19 protein-coding genes and 1 pseudogene are annotated in these 18,860 nt (G+C 70.8%); 14 read left to right on the top strand and 6 right to left on the bottom strand.

The window, feature by feature from the left end; all coding sequences use genetic code 11:
- Positions 1-30: 30 nt before the first annotated feature.
- The 14 genes from A6A29_RS07410 (at position 31) to A6A29_RS07350 (ending at position 12,963) form a co-directional block, all read left to right on the top strand.
- A complete protein-coding gene (locus A6A29_RS07410) occupies positions 31-1,329 on the top strand; it encodes a GAF domain-containing protein (RefSeq protein ID WP_079182621.1) in 1,299 nt (432 codons plus the stop codon).
- A gap of 197 nt (positions 1,330-1,526) precedes the next feature.
- The gene (locus A6A29_RS07405; RefSeq protein ID WP_073719165.1) at positions 1,527-2,123 is read left to right on the top strand and encodes a GNAT family N-acetyltransferase; all 597 of its coding nucleotides are present in this window, start codon (positions 1,527-1,529) and stop codon (positions 2,121-2,123) included.
- 100 nt (positions 2,124-2,223) lie between these two features.
- Positions 2,224-2,307, top strand: coding sequence for a putative leader peptide (locus A6A29_RS47765; RefSeq protein WP_323137987.1), 84 nt, complete (start codon positions 2,224-2,226; stop codon positions 2,305-2,307).
- Between the two features lie 115 nt (positions 2,308-2,422).
- Complete coding sequence (locus tag A6A29_RS07400; RefSeq protein ID WP_073719164.1) at positions 2,423-4,120, top strand: nitrite/sulfite reductase; 1,698 nt, start codon at positions 2,423-2,425, stop codon at positions 4,118-4,120.
- A complete protein-coding gene (locus A6A29_RS07395) occupies positions 4,117-4,296 on the top strand; it encodes a hypothetical protein (protein ID WP_073719163.1) in 180 nt (59 codons plus the stop codon). The genes A6A29_RS07400 and A6A29_RS07395 overlap by 4 nt, the downstream gene beginning before the upstream one ends.
- Complete coding sequence (locus A6A29_RS07390) at positions 4,293-5,009, top strand: phosphoadenylyl-sulfate reductase (protein WP_073719162.1); 717 nt, start codon at positions 4,293-4,295, stop codon at positions 5,007-5,009. The genes A6A29_RS07395 and A6A29_RS07390 overlap by 4 nt, the downstream gene beginning before the upstream one ends.
- Complete coding sequence (gene cysC / locus A6A29_RS07385) at positions 5,009-5,578, top strand: adenylyl-sulfate kinase (RefSeq protein ID WP_073719161.1); 570 nt, start codon at positions 5,009-5,011, stop codon at positions 5,576-5,578. Before A6A29_RS07390 ends, cysC begins: the two co-directional genes overlap by 1 nt.
- On the top strand, positions 5,575-6,510 hold the full coding sequence (gene cysD / locus A6A29_RS07380) for a sulfate adenylyltransferase subunit CysD (protein ID WP_073719160.1): 936 nt from the start codon (positions 5,575-5,577) through the stop codon (positions 6,508-6,510). The genes cysC and cysD overlap by 4 nt, the downstream gene beginning before the upstream one ends.
- Positions 6,511-6,519: 9 nt before the next feature.
- On the top strand, positions 6,520-7,863 hold the full coding sequence (locus A6A29_RS07375; RefSeq protein ID WP_073719352.1) for a sulfate adenylyltransferase subunit 1: 1,344 nt from the start codon (positions 6,520-6,522) through the stop codon (positions 7,861-7,863).
- A gap of 252 nt (positions 7,864-8,115) precedes the next feature.
- A complete protein-coding gene (locus A6A29_RS07370; protein ID WP_073719159.1) occupies positions 8,116-9,231 on the top strand; it encodes an aliphatic sulfonate ABC transporter substrate-binding protein in 1,116 nt (371 codons plus the stop codon).
- Between the two features lie 61 nt (positions 9,232-9,292).
- Positions 9,293-10,084: an ABC transporter ATP-binding protein gene (locus tag A6A29_RS07365; RefSeq protein ID WP_073719158.1), complete on the top strand. Its 792-nt coding sequence runs from the start codon at positions 9,293-9,295 to the stop codon at positions 10,082-10,084.
- A complete protein-coding gene (locus A6A29_RS07360; protein ID WP_073719157.1) occupies positions 10,071-10,997 on the top strand; it encodes an ABC transporter permease in 927 nt (308 codons plus the stop codon). The genes A6A29_RS07365 and A6A29_RS07360 overlap by 14 nt, the downstream gene beginning before the upstream one ends.
- 45 nt (positions 10,998-11,042) lie before the next feature.
- Entirely contained in the window at positions 11,043-11,804 is a 762-nt protein-coding gene (locus tag A6A29_RS07355; RefSeq protein ID WP_073719156.1) for a sirohydrochlorin chelatase, read from the top strand.
- A 361-nt stretch (positions 11,805-12,165) separates the two neighbouring features.
- Positions 12,166-12,963, top strand: coding sequence for an ABC transporter ATP-binding protein (locus A6A29_RS07350; RefSeq protein WP_198953024.1), 798 nt, complete (start codon positions 12,166-12,168; stop codon positions 12,961-12,963).
- Between the two features lie 4 nt (positions 12,964-12,967).
- On the opposite strand, the gene A6A29_RS07345 is transcribed toward A6A29_RS07350, so the two are convergent.
- The 6 genes and pseudogenes from A6A29_RS07345 to A6A29_RS46305 form a co-directional block, all read right to left on the bottom strand.
- On the bottom strand, positions 12,968-13,351 hold the full coding sequence (locus tag A6A29_RS07345; protein WP_073719155.1) for a nuclear transport factor 2 family protein: 384 nt from the start codon (positions 13,349-13,351) through the stop codon (positions 12,968-12,970).
- Positions 13,344-13,892 carry a DUF1697 domain-containing protein gene (locus A6A29_RS07340; protein WP_073719154.1) on the bottom strand — a complete coding sequence of 183 codons (549 nt, stop codon included), beginning with the start codon at positions 13,890-13,892 and terminating at the stop codon, positions 13,344-13,346. Before A6A29_RS07340 ends, A6A29_RS07345 begins: the two co-directional genes overlap by 8 nt.
- Before the next feature lie 136 nt (positions 13,893-14,028).
- Positions 14,029-15,231: a S8 family peptidase gene (locus tag A6A29_RS07335; RefSeq protein WP_073719153.1), complete on the bottom strand. Its 1,203-nt coding sequence runs from the start codon at positions 15,229-15,231 to the stop codon at positions 14,029-14,031.
- A 622-nt stretch (positions 15,232-15,853) separates the two neighbouring features.
- Positions 15,854-17,096 (bottom strand): annotated as a pseudogene (mgt, locus tag A6A29_RS07330) (macrolide-inactivating glycosyltransferase).
- Between the two features lie 13 nt (positions 17,097-17,109).
- Positions 17,110-18,405 carry an ABC transporter substrate-binding protein gene (locus A6A29_RS07325; RefSeq protein ID WP_073719151.1) on the bottom strand — a complete coding sequence of 432 codons (1,296 nt, stop codon included), beginning with the start codon at positions 18,403-18,405 and terminating at the stop codon, positions 17,110-17,112.
- The coding region (locus A6A29_RS46305) for a carbohydrate ABC transporter permease (protein ID WP_241838367.1) at positions 18,405-18,860 on the bottom strand (456 nt) is incomplete at its 5' end. The genes A6A29_RS46305 and A6A29_RS07325, both read right to left, overlap by 1 nt.

Below are 18,860 nucleotides of genomic sequence, written 5' to 3'. Positions count from 1 at the left end.
TCGGCTTCGGCTTTATTTGGGGGGACACCCATGAGGGACACAGAGCCTGTCGAGGTGGCGCGGCTGACCGCCCAGGACGCCAAGCGGGCCGCCCGGCTGCTGCACGCCGCGCGGGAGGCCCGGCTGGCGGGCGATCGTTCCGCGGTCGCGCCGCGTGCGGAGATCGACGCCTCGTGGGACCGGGTGGTGCGCAGCGGGATAGATCCGGCGCAGTCGCCGGAGAGCGAGCTGCTGGAGGCGGACGAGATCGAGCACCGGCGCCGGGGGACGGTGCTCAGCGAGGTGATGCCGGTGCTGCGCGAAGGGCTGGGCTCGCTCGCCGAGGCGCAGCAGATCATGGTCGTCACCGATGCCGAGGGCCGGGTGCTGTGGCGCCAGGGTCACAGCGGGGTGATGCGCCGGGCCCATGACATCTGTCTGGAGGAGGGCGCCGCCTGGGCGGAGGCGTCGACCGGGACGAACGCGATCGGTACGGCACTCGCCGCCCGCGCGCCCCTCCAGGTCCACTCGGCCGAGCACTTCATCCGTGCTCTGCACTCGTGGACCTGTGCGGCGGCCCCGGTCCGTGATCCGCGGGATGGCCGGATCGCGGGGATCGTCGACATCAGCGGCCCGGCGTCCACGTTCCATCCGACGACGCTCGCCCTGGTCGGCTCGGTGGCCAGGCTCGCCGAGGGGGAGATCCGCACCCGGCATCTGGTGGCCATAGAACGGCTGCGCGCGGTGGCGGCGCCGATCCTGTGCCGGCTGGGCGGCCGGGCTCTGGTGGTGGACATCCATGGCTGGCTGGCGGCGGTCACCGGGATGCCGCCGGTGGACCGGCTGCCGCTGCCGAAGTCGTTGCGGCCGGGCCGGGTGTGGCTGCCGTCGCTGGGGATGTGCCGGGTGGAGCCGCTGCCCGGTGGCTGGCTGGTGCAGGTGGCGGACGGGACCTCGGACGGGCCGCCGCGCCGGGTGGTGCTCGATCTGAGCCGGCCGCGGGGGCTCACGATCCATGTGGTCAGCCCCGTGGGGACCTGGACGCAGCGGCTCTCACCGCGGCACGCGGAACTGCTGTACGCGCTGGCGCTGCACCGGGAGGGGCGTACCGCTTCGGAGCTGGCGCTGGACATCTTCGGCGACCCGACCCGGACGGTGACGGTGCGGGCCGAGATCTCCCGGATGCGGCGGCATCTGGCGGAGGTGCTGGCGCACCGCCCGTACCGCTTCGGCGAGGACGTCGAGGTGGAGGTGGTCCACCCGGAGCATCCGGCCGATCTGCTGCCGCGCTCGAAGGCTCCCCTGGTGGTGGCGGCGCGGCGGTCGGCCGAGCCGGTCGAGGCGGTCTGAGCCGGTCGAGGCGGTCTGAGGCGGTCTGAGCGGCGGTACCCCCCTGGGACCGGTCCGGCGTCCGGTCCGCGCGGCCCCCGGCGTCCGGTCGTACGTCCGGTTCGCGCGGCTTCCGGCGACCGGTCCGCGCACCCCCGGGCGTCCGGGTCGTGGGCCCGTTTTGGGCCGGAACCGCCCGTCGTGGTTTTCTGGCGGCCATGAGCAACGCCACGCACCCCGATGCCCCCACCGGCGAAGTGACCGTCTGGTCGCTGGAGCAGACCTCGCCCGACGACCTGCGGCCCGCCGTCGTACCGGAGGGTGATCTGCGGATCGTACGGGCGGCGGTGCCGCTGCCCGAGTTCAGCCGCTTCCTCTATACCGCGGTCGGCGGTGACATCCAGTGGACCGACCGGCTCGGGATGACGTACGCGCAGTGGCAGCAGGCCCTGGACCGTCCCGGGGCCGAGACCTGGGTGGCGTACGAGAACGGGACCCCGGCCGGGTACATCGAGCTGGACCCGCAGGACGACGGCGTCGTCGAGGTCATGTACTTCGGGCTGATCCCGGCGTTCCGGGGCCGTCGCATCGGCGGCCATCTGCTCGCGTACGGGGTGGCCCGCGCCTGGGACCTCGCCGAGCGGTGGCCGGAGCGGACGGCGACGAAGCGGGTGTGGCTGCACACCTGTTCCAAGGACGGTCCGCACGCGATGGACAACTATCTGCGGCGCGGCTTCCGGCTGTTCGACACGAAGACCGAGCAGGAGCCGGAGGTGGCGTCGCCGGGTCCGTGGCCGGGGGCGCACGCTTCCTGAAACCGTGACGCCCGACACGACATCTCACCCATCGGGACCATCTCGTCCACATGATGGATAGTGGTGGACTGGCCCGAGATACGCGTGACACGCTTCCGCCATGTCTGGATCTGGGATTGCCTTGGTGAGTCGACGTCACGTCGATCTCTGCCGCATGTCCAGCGCCATCTGTCCGGCGGGCTGAGAGTCCCAGCACCGCCGCGATTCCCTTACCTCTGCACCCCCCTGCGCACCGCCGCGCCTCAGCGCGAGTGTGCCGTTCAGAGCCGCCCTCCTGCAGTCCCGAAGGACGTATTGTCATGGCCGCCACCCCTGAACAGCCTGCGACCACCACGCCCCGCCGCAAGGCCGGACGCCACCGTGGCGAAGGCCAGTGGGCGATGGGTCACCACACCCCGCTCAATGGGAACGAGCAGTTCAAGAAGGACGACGACAGTCTCAATGTGCGGACACGTATTGAGACGATCTACTCCAAGCGCGGCTTCGACTCGATCGACCCGAACGACCTTCGTGGACGTATGCGCTGGTGGGGGCTCTACACCCAGCGCAAGCCCGGAATCGACGGCGGCAAGACCGCCATCCTGGAGCCGGAGGAGCTGGACGACCGCTACTTCATGATGCGCGTCCGCATCGACGGCGGCCGGCTCACCACCGCGCAGCTGCGCGCCATCGGCGAGATCTCGCAGGACTACGCACGCGGCACCGCCGATATCACCGACCGGCAGAACATCCAGCTGCACTGGATCCGCATCGAGGACGTCCCGGCGATCTGGGAGAAGCTGGAGGCCGTCGGGCTCTCCACCACCGAGGCGTGCGGCGACTGCCCCCGCGTGATCATCGGCTCCCCGGTGGCGGGCATCGCCGCCGACGAGATCATCGACGGTACGCCCGCGGTCGACGAGATCCACGAGCGCTACATCGGCAGCAAGGAATTCTCCAACCTGCCCCGCAAGTTCAAGACCGCGATCTCCGGTTCGCCGGTGCAGGACGTGGTGCACGAGATCAACGACATCGCGTTCGTCGGCGTCGACCACCCGGAGCACGGCCCCGGCTTCGACGTCTGGGTCGGCGGCGGGCTCTCCACCAACCCGCGGTTCGCCGAACGTCTCGGCGCCTGGGTGCCGCTGGACGAGGTGCCCGATGTCTGGGCCGGTGTCATCGGGATCTTCCGCGACTACGGCTACCGGCGGCTGCGCACCCGAGCCCGGCTGAAGTTCCTGATGGCCGACTGGGGACCCGCCAAGTTCCGTCAGGTGCTGGAGGACGAGTACCTCAAGCGCCCGCTGATCGACGGCCCCGCGCCCGAACAGCCCAGCTCCCGCTGGCGCGACCACATCGGGGTGCACCAGCAGCGGGACGGCCGTTTCTACGTCGGTTTCGCCCCCCGGGTCGGCCGGGTGGACGGTTCCACGCTGGCCAAGATCGCCGATCTGGCCGCCGCCCACGGCTCGGACCGGCTGCGAACCACCGTCGAGCAGAAGATGATCATCCTCGATGTGGAGCAGGACCGGATCGAGTCGCTGACCGCCGGTCTGGAGGCCCTGGACTTCCAGGTGAAGCCCTCCCCGTTCCGGCGCGGCACGATGGCCTGCACCGGGATCGAGTTCTGCAAGCTGGCGATCGTGGAGACGAAGGCGCGCGGTGCCTCGCTCATCGACGAACTGGAGCGCCGCCTGCCGGAGTTCGAGGAGCCGCTCACCATCAACATCAACGGCTGCCCCAACGCCTGCGCCCGCATCCAGACCGCGGACATCGGTCTCAAGGGCCAGTTGATGCTCGACAGCACGGGCAACCAGGTGGAGGGCTACCAGGTGCACCTCGGCGGTGCGCTCGGACTGGAGGCCGGGTTCGGCCGCAAGGTCCGCGGCCTGAAGGTGACTTCGGCCGAACTGCCCGACTACGTCGAGCGGGTGCTCGGCCGTTTCCAGGAGGAGCGCGAGGACGGCGAGCGCTTCGCGACCTGGGCGGCACGCGCCAGTGCGGAGTCGCTGTCATGAGCGAGCGAGCCGCGCCGTTCTACTGCCCGTACTGCGGCGACGAGGATCTGCGCCCGCACGAGACCGGGCACGGCGCCTGGGAATGTGCCTCCTGCAATCGCGCGTTCCAGCTCAAGTTCCTGGGTCTGCTCACCCGCGGACTTCAGCGCAACGACGGGGAAGGGGACGGGATATGACGGGCACTCTGCTGACCGGCGAACTCACCGACCAGGCACTCGGGGAGCTGGCCGGGCGAGCCGGCCGTGAGCTGGAGGACGCCTCCGCGTCCGACATCCTGAAGTGGGCCACCGACACCTTCGGCACACGTTTTTGCGTCACGTCCTCCATGGAGGACGCGGTCGTCGCGCACCTCGCCTCCCGGGTACTGCCCGGTGTCGACGTGGTGTTCCTCGACACCGGTTACCACTTCCCCGAGACCATCGGCACCCGGGACGCCGTTCAGGCGGTGATGGACGTCAACGTCATCACGCTGACCCCGCGGCGGAGCGTGGCCGAGCAGGACGCCGAGCACGGGCCGAAGCTGCACGACCGCGACCCCGACCTGTGCTGCGCCCTGCGCAAGGTCAAGCCACTCGATGACGGTCTGAGGTCGTACACCGCCTGGGCGACCGGGCTGCGCCGCGACGAGTCCCCCACCCGGGCGAACACCCCGGTCGTCGGCTGGGACGAGAAGCGCCGCAAGGTCAAGGTGTCGCCGATCGCGCGCTGGACCCAGGACGACGTGGACGCGTACGTGGCGGAACACGGTGTGCTCACCAACCCGCTGCTGATGGACGGATACGCCTCCGTCGGCTGCGAGCCCTGCACCCGCCGGGTGCTGGAGGGCGAGGACGCGCGGGCCGGCCGCTGGGCCGGGCGGGGCAAGACCGAGTGCGGGCTGCACGGCTGATGACGACTGATCAGGAGACTTCGATGAGCGTGACGGAGACGGGAGCCACCATCTGGCTGACCGGTCTGCCGAGCGCGGGCAAGACCACCATCGCGTACGAACTGGCGGGCCGGCTCAGGAGTGAGGGCCACCGGGTCGAGGTGCTCGACGGCGACGAGATCCGGGAGTTCCTCTCTGCGGGGCTCGGCTTCTCCCGCGAGGACCGGCACACCAACGTCCAGCGGATCGGCTTCGTCGCCGAGCTGCTGGCGGCCAACGGTGTGAAGGTGCTGGTCCCGGTCATCGCGCCCTTCGCGGACAGCCGGGAGGCGGTACGCAAGCGGCACGGGAGCGAGGGCACCACGTACCTGGAGGTGCATGTCGCCACTCCCGTCGAGGTGTGCTCCGTACGGGATGTGAAGGGGCTGTACGCCAAGCAGGCGGCGGGCGAGATCAGTGGGCTCACCGGGGTGGACGACCCCTACGAGGCACCCGAGTCGCCGGATCTGCGGATCGAATCGCACCAGCAGACCGTGCAGGAGTCCGCAGCGGCGCTCCGCGCGCTGCTCACCGAGAGGGGACTGGCGTGAGCACCGTCGCCACCGTGCCGGAAGGCACTGTCAATCCGTACGCGCTCAGCCACCTGGACTCCCTGGAGTCCGAGGCGGTGCACATCTTCCGTGAGGTGGCGGGAGAGTTCGAACGGCCGGTGATCCTGTTCTCCGGCGGCAAGGACTCGATCCTGATGCTGCACCTGGCGCTCAAGGCGTTCGCGCCCGCGCCGGTGCCGTTCACGCTGCTGCACGTGGACACCGGGCACAACTTCCCCGAGGTCCTCGCGTACCGCGACCGCACCGTCGAGAAGTACGGACTGCGGCTGCACGTGGCCTCCGTACAGGAGTACATAGACGCCGGGAAGCTCCGCGAGCGACCCGACGGGACCCGCAACCCGCTCCAGACCGTGCCGCTGACCGAGGCGATCCAGCAGCACCGCTTCGACGCCGTGTTCGGCGGCGGCCGCCGCGACGAGGAGAAGGCGCGCGCCAAGGAGCGGGTCTTCTCGCTGCGCGACGAGTTCTCCCAGTGGGACCCGCGCCGCCAGCGCCCCGAACTGTGGCAGCTCTACAACGGCCGGCACGCCGCCGGTGAGCACGTCCGGGTCTTCCCGATCTCCAACTGGACCGAGCTGGACGTCTGGCAGTACATCGAGCGCGAGTCCATCGAGCTCCCGGAGATCTATTTCGCCCATGAGCGCGAGGTCTTCAACCGCGACGGCATGTGGCTGACGGCGGGTGGGTGGGGCGGTCCGAAGGAGCACGAGCGGACCGAGACCCGGCTGGTGCGCTATCGCACGGTCGGCGACATGTCCTGCACCGGTGCCGTCGACTCCGACGCCACCACGCTGGACTCGGTGATCACCGAGATCGCCGCGTCCCGGCTCACCGAGCGGGGCGCGACCCGCGCCGACGACAAGATGTCCGAGGCCGCGATGGAGGACCGTAAGCGCGAGGGGTACTTCTAAATGACCGGCATCAGCACCACCACCGAGCAGTTGTCGGCCACCACCCTGCTGCGGTTCGCCACCGCCGGGTCCGTCGACGACGGCAAGTCCACCCTCGTGGGGCGTCTTCTGCACGACTCCAAGTCGGTCCTCACCGACCAGCTGGAGGCCGTCGCGCACGCGTCGCGCAACCGGGGTCAGGAGACGCCGGACCTGGCGCTGCTGACCGACGGGCTGCGGGCCGAGCGCGAGCAGGGCATCACCATCGATGTCGCCTACCGCTACTTCGCCACCACCCGGCGCCGCTTCATCCTCGCCGACACCCCGGGCCATGTGCAGTACACCCGCAACATGGTGACGGGCGCCTCGACCGCCGAGCTGGCCGTCGTCCTGGTCGACGCGCGCAACGGTGTCGTCGAGCAGACCCGCAGGCACGCCGCCGTCGCCGCGCTGCTGCGCGTCCCGCATGTGGTGCTCGCCGTCAACAAGATGGACCTGGTCGAGTACGCGGAGCCGGTGTTCGCCGCGATCGCCGAGGAGTTCACCGCGTACGCCGCCTCGCTCGGCGTCCCGGAGATCACCGCGATCCCGATCTCCGCCCTGGCCGGGGACAACGTGGTGGAGCCCTCGGCCAACATGGACTGGTACGGCGGCCCGACCGTGCTGGAGCACCTGGAGACCGTGCCGGTCAGCCACGACCTCACCGCATGCCACGCCCGCTTCCCGGTGCAGTACGTCATCCGGCCGCAGACGGCGGAGCACCCCGACTACCGCGGCTACGCGGGTCAGATCGCCGCCGGTGTGTTCCGGGTCGGCGAGAGCGTCACCGTACTGCCCTCGGGGCGTACGTCGACGATCGCCGGGATCGACGCGCTCGGCGAGAGCGTGGACATCGCGTGGGCGCCCCAGTCGGTGACCATCCGGCTGGCCGACGACATCGACGTCTCGCGCGGTGATCTGCTCGCACCGGCCGACGACGCGCCGGCGGTCACGAGGGACGTCGGGGCGACCGTCTGCCATGTGGCCGACCAGCCGCTCTCGGTGGGCCAGCGGGTGCTGCTCAAGCACACCACCCGCACGGTGAAGGCGATCGTCCAGGACATCCCGTCCCGGCTGACCCTGGACGACCTCTCCCAGCACCCGGCCCCGGGCCGGCTGGTCGCCAACGACATCGGCCGCGTCGTCGTGCGCACCGCCGAGCCGCTCGCGCTCGACGCGTACGCGGACTCCCGGCGCACCGGCTCCTTCCTCCTGATCGACCCGGCGGACGGCACCACGCTCTCGGCCGGCATGGCCGGCGCCTCGTTCGCCGAGGTCGCGCTGCCCGGCGCCGGCGAGGACCCCGCGAACGACGACGCGGAAGGGGACTTCTGATGGGTATCGACGTCTTCTCCACCTTCGCGAAGGAGGGCGGCCGCGTCGGCAGCGGCGCCCTCGGTAGCGGCCAGGGCGGGGTCGGGCGATGTGCGTGATGACGTACGCGCACTGCCTGCGCGCCCGCCTGCCCCGACCGCACCGCCCGCTTGACCCGTATCGCCAGTTCAGACGAAGATCTGCCGACCTCCCGGCCGCCTCCCCGGACTTCCGAGGGACGTGAGCACCGGGCCGACGAGAGGAAAACCTCCCGTGCCTGCCGCACGTACCACCGTCTCCCGCAGCCTCGCCGCTGTCGCCGCCCTGCCGCTGCTCGCCGTGGCGCTCACCTCCTGCGGTTACGGTTCCGAGTCGAAGGACGACGACGCCGAGAAGGCGAACGTCTCCGCCGGTGGCAAGAAGCTCTCCGCGGACACCGTGAAGATCGGCTACTTCCCGAACCTCACGCACGCGACCGCCCTGGTCGGTATCCAGGAAGGCACCATCCAGAAGGAGCTCGGCGGTACGAAGGTCGTGCCCTCGACGTTCAACGCGGGCCCGTCCGAGATCGAGGCGCTCAACGCGGGATCGATCGACATCGGCTTCATCGGCCCCTCCCCCTCGATCAACGGTTACGCCAAGTCCCAGGGCAAGGGCCTGCGGATCATCGGCGGTTCGGCCTCCGGCGGAGTGAAGCTGGTCGTCAACCCGAAGAAGATCAAGACCCTGGACGACCTCAAGGGCAAGAAGATCGCCACCCCGCAGCTCGGCAACACGCAGGACGTGGCATTCCTCAACTGGATATCCGAGAAGGGCTGGAAGGTCGACGCCCAGAGCGGCAAGGGCGATGTCTCCGTGGTCCGCTCGGACAACAAGGTGACGCCGGACGCCTACAAGTCCGGTTCGCTGGACGGCGCCTGGGTGCCGGAGCCCACCGCGTCCAAGCTGGTCTCCGAGGGCGCGAAGGTCCTGCTCGACGAGTCGACGCTGTGGCCCGATAACAAGTTCGTGATCACGAACATCATCGTGTCGCAGAAGTTCCTCTCCGAGCACCCCGATGTCGTCGAGGCGGTGCTGCGCGGCTCGGTGAACACCAACAAGTGGATCAACGCCAACCCGGACCTGGCCAAGGCGTCCGCGAACAAGGCGCTGGAGTCTCTGAGCGGCAAGCCGCTGGCCCCCGAGATCCTCGACCCGGCGTGGAAGTCCATCCAGATCACCAATGACCCGCTGGCGGCGACGCTCGACGCGCAGGCGGAGCACGCGGTGAAGGCGGGTCTGCTGGAGAAGCCGGACCTCAACGGCATCTATGACCTGGGGCCGCTGAACAAGATCCTTGAGGCCGAGGGCCAGACCGCGGTCGGCGACGCCGGTCTCGGCGTCAAGTAGCCCGCCCGCCCATCCGTATCAGGACTGCCGGGATCCGCAGGATTCCCAGGAGGTGACGACCATGGCGACCACCACGCTCACCAAGGCCGAGGACCGCGCGGCGGTCGAGCACGCCGCTCGTATCGCGCACGTCTCGAAGTCCTTCGCCGGACCCACGGGTCAGCAGCTCGTCCTGGACGACATCACGCTCGATGTCGCTCCCGGTGAGTTCGTCACCCTCCTGGGGGCCTCCGGGTGCGGGAAGTCCACGCTGCTGAACCTGGTGGCCGGACTCGACCGCCCGACCGCGGGATCCATCGAGACCCCCGGCGGGCGGCCCGCCCTGATGTTCCAGGAGCACGCCCTCTTCCCGTGGCTGACCGCGGGCAAGAACATCGAACTGGCCCTGCGGCTGCGCGGGGTGCCCAAGCAGGACCGCCGCACGGAGGCGGAGCGGCTGCTCGGACTCGTACGGCTCGGCGGGGCGTACGGCAAGCGGGTGCACGAACTCTCGGGCGGTATGCGCCAGCGGGTGGCGTTGGCCCGCGCGCTCGCCCAGGACAGCCAACTCCTGCTGATGGACGAGCCGTTCGCCGCTCTCGACGCCATCACCCGCGATGTGCTGCACGACGAGCTGACCCGGATCTGGCGTGAGACGAACGCGTCGGTCCTCTTTGTCACCCACAACGTGCGCGAGGCGGTACGGCTGGCGCAGCGCGTCGTCCTGCTGTCGTCCCGGCCGGGCCGGATCGCCCGGGAGTGGACCGTCGACATCGAGCAGCCGCGCCGGATCGAGGACAAGGCGGTGGCGGAACTGTCCGTCGAGATCACCGAACAACTGCGTGGGGAGATCCGCCGACATGGCCAGCACTGACATCACGTCCGACCCGGTCCGCAAGGACGCGCCGGCCGGGCCGCCGGGCGCGGGCACGGACGACCTGGCCGGTCTGGAGGCCGGGCTCGACGCGCTGGACGCCGTCCAGGTCCGCCGGACCCCGGTGCGCGAGGTCCTGCTGCACAAGGTCCTGCCGCCCGTGCTCGCGGTGGCCCTGGTCGTGGTGATCTGGCAGTTGCTGGTCCGGGCGCAGGTCACCGAGGACTACAAGCTGCCGCCGCCGTCCGCGGTGTGGGACAGTGCGGTCGACATGTGGTTCCAGGGGACCTTGCTGGAGGTCGTCTGGACCAGTGTGTCGCGCGGTCTGCTCGGCTTCGTCCTGGCCGTGGCCATCGGTACGCCGCTGGGTCTGCTGGTCGCCCGGGTGCGGTTCGTCCGGGCCGCGATCGGCCCGATCCTGTCGGGGCTCCAGTCGCTGCCCTCGGTGGCGTGGGTGGCCCCGGCCGTCATCTGGCTCGGGCTGAACGACAAGATGATGTACGCGGTGATCCTGCTGGGCGCCGTCCCGTCGATCGCCAACGGTCTGGTCTCCGGGGTCGATCAGGTGCCGCCGCTGTTCCTGCGGGCGGGCCGCACGCTCGGCGCGACCGGGCTGCGCGGTACGTGGCACATCGTGCTGCCCGCAGCGCTGCCCGGCTATCTCGCGGGGCTGAAGCAGGGCTGGGCGTTCTCCTGGCGTTCGCTGATGGCCGCCGAGATCATCGCCTCGTCCCCCGATCTCGGCCTGGGGCTGGGCCAGTTGCTGGAGAACGGCCGCAACAACTTCGACATGCCGGGGATCTTCCTCTCGATCCTTCTCATCCTGTTCGTCGGCATCGCGATCGACCTGCTGGTCTTCAGTCCGCTGGAGCGGTGGGTGCTGCGCAGCCGCGGCCTCCTCGTCAAGAACTGACACCACGCGAAGAACCAGAGAGAACCGAGAGAACCGAGTACGCCGATGTCCACGCCCGTCCTCCTCGTCATCGCCCACGGCAGCCGCGACCCGCGGCACGCCGCGACCGTGCACGCGCTCACCGCGCGGGTCCGGGCGCTGCGGCCCGGACTGCGCGTGGAGACCGGCTTCCTGGAGTTCAACGCCCCGTCCGTGCCCAGGCTGCTGGAGCGCCTGGCCGCGGAGGGGGCGGACGAGGTCGTGGCCCTCCCCCTCCTGCTCACCCGGGCCTTCCACGCCAAGACCGACATTCCGGCGGTCCTGCGCGAGGCCCGGACCGGGCTGCCGCGGCTCGGCATCCGGCAGGCCGAGGTCCTCGGCCCGTCTCCCCTGCTGAACGCGGCCCTGGAAAATCGGCTGCACGAGGCCGGGGTCTCCCCCGGCGACAAGGGCTCGACCGGGCTCGTCCTGGCCTCGGCGGGCTCCACGGACCCGGAGGCGAGCGCAGTGATCGCTGAAATCGCGCGGGAGCTGCGGCACACCGGTTGGTGCGCCGTGCGGCCTGCGTTCGCCTCCGCCATCTCTCCGGGCCGTCCGCGCACCGAGGACGCGGTACGGGCCCTGCGCGCCGAGGGCGTGCGACGGGTGGCGGTGGCCCCGTACGTCATCGCGCCCGGCCGCCTGCCGGACCGCATCGCCGCGGGCGCGGAGCTGGCCGGGGCCGATGTGCTGGCCGATGTGCTCGGCCCGGCACCGGAGTTGGCGCGGCTGCTGGTACGGCGCTACGACGAGGCGCGGGCCCCGCGGCGGGTGGCGCTCAGCGCGTAGCGGGCGCCGGGCCGTGAAGCCGGAGCCGCTCTGCCCGCCCGTGCCCCACCCCTCACTCCGCCCCGCACCTCGCTCCGCCCCGCGCCGGGGCCGCCGGGAGCGGGCGATAGGATCGGCCCACCGGTTCGGCCACCCCCCGCCGAACGGCCCGGTGCCACCCGGGGGCGGACCGCCCCCGCCCGGTCGCCGCCCCGCACCGCTCTCCCCGCGCCCGCCCGATACGGGGCACACGTACGCCCGTCCACCGGCGGGAACCTCGGCCGACGTGAACCGCCCGGAGGCACTCGCACCCGTACGAAAGGGCCCCACCGTGACCTCCACCGTCCCCGCCCCGACCACCGCCCCGCGTCCCCCCGCACCCCTGCCGGTGCCGGTGATCCACGCCGACGACGTCACCCTCGTCCGGGACGGCAACGTCCTGCTCGACTCGGTCTCGCTGACCGTGCGCGGCGGTGAGCACTGGGCCCTGCTCGGTGCCAACGGTGCGGGGAAGAGCACGCTCCTCGGGCTGCTCGGGGCCCGCACCCATCCCACCCGCGGTTCGGTGCGGGTGCTGGGCCGCATGCTGGGGCAGGTGGATCTGCGGGAGCTGCGCACGCTGCTCGGACACGTCGATCCGCGCCATCCGCTGCGGTCGCCGCTGTCGGTGCGCGCGGTGGTGCTCACCGGGCTGACCAACTCGGTCCAGCCGGTGCCCCGGCGGTCCGTGAGCGCGGAGCAGCGGGCGGCGGCCGACCGGCTGCTGGACACGCTGGGCATGGGCGGCAAGGAGGAGGCGCGCTGGCCCTCGCTGTCCCAGGGCGAGCGGGGCCGTACGCTCATCGCCCGCGCCCTGATGCCGCGGCCCCGGCTGCTGCTCCTCGACGAGCCGGCGACCGGTCTCGACCTCGCCGCCCGTGAGCAGCTGCTGGACAGCCTGGACACGCTGCGCGAGGAGCACCCGGAGCTGGCGACGGTGCTGGTCACGCATCATCTGGAGGAGCTGCCCGCCTCGACCACGCACGCGATGTTGCTGCGCGGTGGGCGGTGCGTGGCCTCGGGGGCGGCCGACGATGTGCTGACCACGGATCAGGTGAGCGGCTGCTTCGGGCACCCGGTGCGGATCGCCCGTACGGACGGCCGGTGGACCGCACGGGCGCAGCGCGTCGGTCGCGGCTGAGGGCTCAGATCTCGGCGAACGGGTCGTCGATGAACGGGGTGGCCTGGTGGAAGTAGAGCAGCCAGCCCGCCTCGGTCAGCCGCCACAGCGAACTGCGGTGGGAGCGCAGGCCCTTGGACTCCGTGTCGAAGGTGAGATGCACCAGGTCGGCGGAGAGCTGGACCCCTCGCATCCGGGACGCGGTGAGCGGTCCGGGGCTCGGGGCGTCGTCCGCGGTGAGCGCGGCGATGATCGTTTCCCGGTTCCAGAGGCGGCCACTGGTGCCGATCTCCCGGAACTCGGGGTGCAACAGGGCGGCCAGGAGATCCTCGGAGGCCCGTACCACCGGGTCCAGGAGGCGAAGCTCGCCTTCGATGGCTGCGGCCACGGCGGGCGACGGCTCAGACACGTGTCATCTCCACGAGTTTCGCGACGGTGTTCCAGTTACGACTGGTGGCGGTGAGGCCCTTGTTCAGCGCGGGCCTCGACAGAGCGGCGGCCAGTTTGGAGCGGCCGAGTCCGTCGGGAGCGTACAGGTAGAGCGCACGGTCGCCGAGCCGGAACTCCTCGGGGAGGAATTTCTCCGCGTCCACCGGGGCGAAGCGCGCGGCGTCCACGGGCTGCCCGAAGTAGGTGACGTGCAGTTGCCTGCCGGCCAGCTCGGCGGCCGGGAACGGGCAGGCGTCGGCGACGGCTCCGAGATAGGAGCCGCTGCGGACCAGACAGCCGACGGTGAAGCCGAAGCGCCGCTCGATGGCCTGTTCCAGGGCTGCGGCGAGCGCTTCCTCGTCGTCGTTGTCGCTGCTGAAGACGGCGTTGCCGCTCTGCAGGTAGGTGGCGATGTCCCCGTGCCCCAGCTCGCCGAGCACGGTGCGCAGTTCCGCCATCGGGACCTTCTTGTGGCCGCTCACATTGATCCCGCGCAGCAGCGCCGCGTACTTCAAGGTCATGGGCACACCATAGGACGATCTTTCCATGCCGCGCGGCCGCCGCGCCCCGTGGGGGAGGGCGCGGCGGCCGCGGTACGTGCGGGTGCCGGGCGGTGGCTCGTGCGCGCCACCGCCCGGCTGCCGGTCGGGCGGGTGACTACTCGACGACCTTCAGCAGCTTGTTCGCCGTTCCCTCGGTCGCGTTGGTGATGGCGTCCGGGGTGGCTCCCTCGGTGAGCGCCGTGGCGACCTCCTCCGGGGTGGCGTCCTGGTGTCCGCCCAGGTAGACGGCGGCGGCGCCGACGACGTGCGGGGTGGCCATGGACGTACCGGAGATGGTGTTCGAGCCGTCGTCGCTGTCGTTCCAGGCGGACGTGATGTCCGAGCCCGGGGCGTAGATGTCCACGACGGAGCCGTAGTTGGAGAACGACGACTGCTCGTCGTCCACGGTGGACGAGGCGACCGTGATGGCCTCGGGGACGCGGGAGGGCGAGCCCTCGCCGGCGTCGCTGGAGTCGTTGCCCGCGGCCACCGCGAAGGTGACACCGGAGGCGATGGCCTTCTGGACGGCCGCGTCGAGGGCCTCGTCGGCGCCGCCGCCGAGGCTCATGTTGGCGACGGACGGACCCTGGTGGTTCTCGGTGACCCAGTCGATGCCGGCGACGACCTGCTCGGTGGTGCCCGAGCCCGAGTCGTCCAGGACGCGGACGGCCACGATGTCGGCCTTCTTGGCGACACCGTAGGAGGCACCGGCGATGGTACCGGCCACGTGGGTGCCGTGTCCGTTGCCGTCGTTCGCGTCGTCGTCGTTGTCCACGGCGTCGAAGCCCGAGGTGGCCCGGCCCTCGAAGTCGCTGTGGGTGACACGGACACCGGTGTCGATGACGTACGCGGTGACACCCTCGCCGGCCGCGTCCGGGTAGGTGTACGCCTTGTCGCCGGTGGTCTCGGTCTGGTCGATCCGGTCCAGGCCCCACGACGGCGGGTTGTCCTGGGTGGCGTCGATGTGGAACTTCTTGTTCTGCACCACCTTGGAGACGGCCGGGTCGGCCGCGAGCCGCTTGGCCTCGGTCAGCGAAAGGCCGCTGGCGGAGAAGCCGTTGATGGCGGAGGAGTAGTTCCGCTTGAGCTTGCCGCCGTACTCCTTGGCGAGCTCCGCCTTGTCCGTCTTCTCGTCCAGCATCACGATGTAGCTGCCGGAGACGGCGGTCGCCGCGTCAGCGCCGTAGACCGTTCCCATCGCGGGAGCCGGTGCGGCTCCGGCGAGCGAGGTGTTCAGAAGGGTGACTCCGGCCGCTGCCGCCACTGCGGTTATCGCGGCGGTCAGCTTGATCCGGCGAGTGCGCTGCTTCATGGTCATGAAGAGGGATCTCCTCGTCATTCTTTGTGGGGGGATTGGCCCTCGGCCGGAAGATCTCCGGGGGCTGGCTCGAAACCCTGACCGATTGACGCGCGCAGATCAAGACCCTTCAGCGGCTGCGACTTCCCCCATGAAGTTTTGCCATAAGAAATCAGCCACAGAGGTATGCCGGACGCGCGCCGCCCATCGGCCTGCCGGAACCGGTTCCTGCCCTGCCATCACTGGGCAGTACGCCTCTCCGACGCTGCGGGGCAGCCGCCTGGCGAGGCACGGGACGGGAAGGTCGAGATGGCTTGAAACCGACTCTCTCGCCACACCTTCCGCCCGGCCCCGAAAACGGTCGTTCACGCCTCGGGGACGGGTGAAGACACCGCCCGTTGCGCGAAGGTCCGCAAACGTCCGTGAAGGCGGGGGACGTCCGGTGAAGATCATGCGCCACTGTGTGAAGTCACCGGAACGCACGTGAAGATGCGGAAACCGGCGCCTCCGCGGTCCTTGGAGGCGCCGGTCTCCGGGGGCGGGGGCGGGGCCGGGGCCACGAGCGGCGCCGCCCCGGCTCACGCGTCGGTCGCACCGCATCGCCGTCGGCCGAACCGCATCGCCGCCGGTCGAACCGCATCGCTCAGGCGGGCAGTTCGGCCTCGATGAGGTCCGCCGCGCGCCGCGCGCCGCCCTCCCGGGCCATGCGCTCCCGTACCTCCGCGGCCTTGGCCGCCACCTCGGGGTCGTCCACCAGGGCCAGCACGGCGGCGCGCAGCGTCTGCGCGTCGGCCTCCTCCATCGGGAGGTGGCGGGCCACGCCGAGCGCCTGGAGCATGTCGGCGTTGCCGAACTGGTCGACGGCCTGCGGGACCGCGACCATCGGCGTACCGGTGGCGAGCCCCTCCTGACTGCCGCCCGCCCCCGCGTGGGTGATGAAGGCGTCCGCCTGCTTCAGCACGGCCAGCTGCGGAACCCAGGAGCGCACCTCCACATTCGCGGGTACGTCGCCGAGTTCGGCCGGGTCGACGTGGGCACCGATCTGGAGCACCACGTGCCAGCCGGGCAGATCACCGAAGGCCGTGACGCATTCCCGGTAGAAGGCGGGCTGCTTGGTGAACGCCGAGCCGAGCGAGACCAGCAGCACCTTCTCGGCACCGGCCGGGCGCCGCCACTCCCCCTGGTCGGCACGCTCGCCCTGGCACGCGCCGACGAAGGTGTACACCTCCCGGTCCACCCGGTCGGCATGGGGCTGGAGCGCCTCGGGGATCAGGACGACCGCACGGCGCGGGCGGGCCACGAAGTCGTCGGAGGAGACATCCCCGAGACCGTTCTCCGCGAGCCAGGCCGCGAAGCGGTCGTAGTACGCCCGGCCCCGCTCGGTCCGCCCGACCTCGGCGGTCATGGGCTCGCCGATCTCCTTCCCGTACCCCTCCCAGGGAACGTAGTTGGGCCAGAGGGAGACCGCGGGGACCCCCCAGCGGTGGGCCAGGACCCGGGCCGGATAGGAGGTGATGTCGTGCAGCACGAGGTCGGGCTCGTCCCCCTCGAAGGACGCGGCCAGCCGCGGGAGCGCCTGGACGGCGTCCGCGAGGAACGGTTCGAGGTGGTCGATCAGTTCGGTGCCCCAGGCGTCGGGGTCGTCGTCGGTCGGCAGGACCGAGGTGTAGAGCACCGGTGCGGCGCCGGTGGTGGCGACCTTCTCGGCGAAGGAGTCCGGGATGGCGTAACTGACGCGGTGCCCACGGGCGACGAGCTCCCGGATGACTTCGAGGCTCGGGTTCACGTGCCCGTGGGCGGCGATGGAGAACATGGCGATGTGGGCACGCGGAGATTCCGTCATGCCGGCCACCCTAGGCGAGACGAAACGTCTCGTGCAACGCGATATCCGCTCCTCGCTCAGCGCTGATAACGGGCCAGGACCCGGTTGCCGTCCTCGACCAGGCGTTTCTTCAGCTCGTCGGTGTCGATCGCCCCGCTGTAGTACTCCTGGAGCGCGGGGGTCGCCACCTTGTCCTTCCACTCGGGGTAGCCGCGTACGGACTGCGCGGGCGCCGGGCGCAGCCCCTCGGCGAGCGCGGTGCCGGTCGCCCAGCCGTTCTCGGCGGTGTGCAGGGCGGGATCGGCCAGCGCCTCGGTGCCGGTGGGAAGCATCCAGTCGCCCTTGGCCAGCCGCACCATGTTCCGCGGCTGGAGCAGGAAGTCGATGAACCGCACGGCTTCCTTCTTGTGCGGGCTGTCCTCGGCGACCGAGAGCGTCTGCGGGCTCACCCCCTGGAGCGGACCGGCGCTGCCGGCCGGGGCGGGCAGGACGGTCCACTCGAAGCCCTCGGGGGCCTGCTCCACGACCTGTTGGCGGTACGAGAACCCCAGGGGCACCATCGCGTACTTGCCGCCGAAGAATCCGGGCAGGGTGTCCGATCCCCCCATGCCGAGTGCCGTGCGGGCGGCACTGCGGTCGGTGTTGACCTGGTCATGGATGGTTCCGGGGACCACGCCGTCGCCGTCGTCGAACCGGATGGTGACCTTTCCGTCCGCGGCGCGGTGGAAGAGCCGGCCACCGGCCGAGAGTCCCAGGTTGAGGGTGACGGATACCGGTTCCTTCAGCGGCCAGGCGACACCGTAGGTGCCCTTGCCCGTCAGCTTCTCGGTGACCCGGCGGAACTCCTCCCAGCTCCATGGCTCGGCGGGGGTCGGGACCCGGACCCCGGACGCCTCGATGATCTTGGTGTTGGCGATCAGGACCTTCGGTTCCTGGAGGAACGGGACGCCGTACACGCCGCCGTCGAAGGTCGCGGTCCGCCAGGACTGTTCCGGGATGTCCGTGGTCAGCCGCTCGGGCAGCAGCGTGCGCAGATCGGCGAGATAGCCCCCGTACGCGAAGTCGGCGAGGTCGTCGGAGGCGTCGTGGATGATGTCGGGCGCCTCGCCCCCCTCGAAGGAGGTGAGCAACTGGTCGTGGACGTTGTCCCAGCTGCCCTGGACGTAGTCCACCTGAATGTCGGGGTGGGCCGCGTTCCACTCCTTCACCAGTTGCCTGTTGGCGTCGACGGACTCCTTCTGCCAGGCCAGCGACTGGAAGCTCAGCCTGATCGTGCCGTCCGCGTCCGTCCCGTCACCGTCGCCGGAGCAGCCGGTGAGGAGCAGGGCCAGGGCGGTGGCCGCGGCGGTGGCCGCCCGGCGGAGCGCGCGCATCAGCTCTTCACCGCCCCGGCCATCATGCCGCCCGTGATCCGCTTCTGGATGACCGCGAAGAGGACGAGGGAGGGGAGGGTGGCGAGGAACGCGGCGGCGGCGAGCGGTCCGAGGTCGGCCACACCCTCCGCGCCGAGGAAGTGGGTGAGTACGACCGGCAAGGTCTGCTTCTCCGGTGTCTTGAGCAGGACGAGCGCGAAGAAGAACTCGTTCCATGCGGTGATGAACGCGAAGAGTGCGGTGGCGACGATCCCGGGGGCGAGCAGCGGGGCCACGACCGAGACGAGTATCCGCAGCCTGCCCGCCCCGTCGACGGCGGCGGCCTCCTCCAGCTCGGGCGGCACGGCCCGCACATAACCGGCCAGCATCCACAGGGCGAAGGGCAGCGACCACACGACGTACACCATGATCAGCCCCCACAGGGTGTTGATCAGATGCAGGTTCTTGAGGATCAG

Origin of the sequence: Streptomyces sp. TSRI0281 (assembly GCF_001905125.1) — a bacterium.
Classification (GTDB): domain Bacteria; phylum Actinomycetota; class Actinomycetes; order Streptomycetales; family Streptomycetaceae; genus Streptomyces.
This window is presented reverse-complemented; position numbering and strand designations above follow the sequence as displayed.

Excerpts from the sequence above, each read along its gene's own strand:
- A6A29_RS07410 (WP_079182621.1), top strand. The coding sequence starts at position 31 with ATGAGGGACACAGAGCCTGTCGAGGTGGCGCGGCTGACCGCCCAGGAC.
- A6A29_RS07405 (WP_073719165.1), top strand. The coding sequence starts at position 1,527 with ATGAGCAACGCCACGCACCCCGATGCCCCCACCGGCGAAGTGACCGTC.
- A6A29_RS47765 (WP_323137987.1), top strand. The coding sequence starts at position 2,224 with ATGTCTGGATCTGGGATTGCCTTGGTGAGTCGACGTCACGTCGATCTC.
- A6A29_RS07400 (WP_073719164.1), top strand. The coding sequence starts at position 2,423 with ATGGCCGCCACCCCTGAACAGCCTGCGACCACCACGCCCCGCCGCAAG.
- A6A29_RS07395 (WP_073719163.1), top strand. The coding sequence starts at position 4,117 with ATGAGCGAGCGAGCCGCGCCGTTCTACTGCCCGTACTGCGGCGACGAG.
- A6A29_RS07390 (WP_073719162.1), top strand. The coding sequence starts at position 4,293 with ATGACGGGCACTCTGCTGACCGGCGAACTCACCGACCAGGCACTCGGG.
- cysC (WP_073719161.1), top strand. The coding sequence starts at position 5,009 with ATGACGACTGATCAGGAGACTTCGATGAGCGTGACGGAGACGGGAGCC.
- A6A29_RS07365 (WP_073719158.1), top strand. The coding sequence starts at position 9,293 with ATGGCGACCACCACGCTCACCAAGGCCGAGGACCGCGCGGCGGTCGAG.
- A6A29_RS07360 (WP_073719157.1), top strand. The coding sequence starts at position 10,071 with ATGGCCAGCACTGACATCACGTCCGACCCGGTCCGCAAGGACGCGCCG.
- A6A29_RS07355 (WP_073719156.1), top strand. The coding sequence starts at position 11,043 with ATGTCCACGCCCGTCCTCCTCGTCATCGCCCACGGCAGCCGCGACCCG.
- A6A29_RS07340 (WP_073719154.1), bottom strand. The coding sequence starts at position 13,892 with ATGACCTTGAAGTACGCGGCGCTGCTGCGCGGGATCAATGTGAGCGGC.
- A6A29_RS07335 (WP_073719153.1), bottom strand. The coding sequence starts at position 15,231 with ATGACCATGAAGCAGCGCACTCGCCGGATCAAGCTGACCGCCGCGATA.
- A6A29_RS07325 (WP_073719151.1), bottom strand. The coding sequence starts at position 18,405 with ATGCGCGCGCTCCGCCGGGCGGCCACCGCCGCGGCCACCGCCCTGGCC.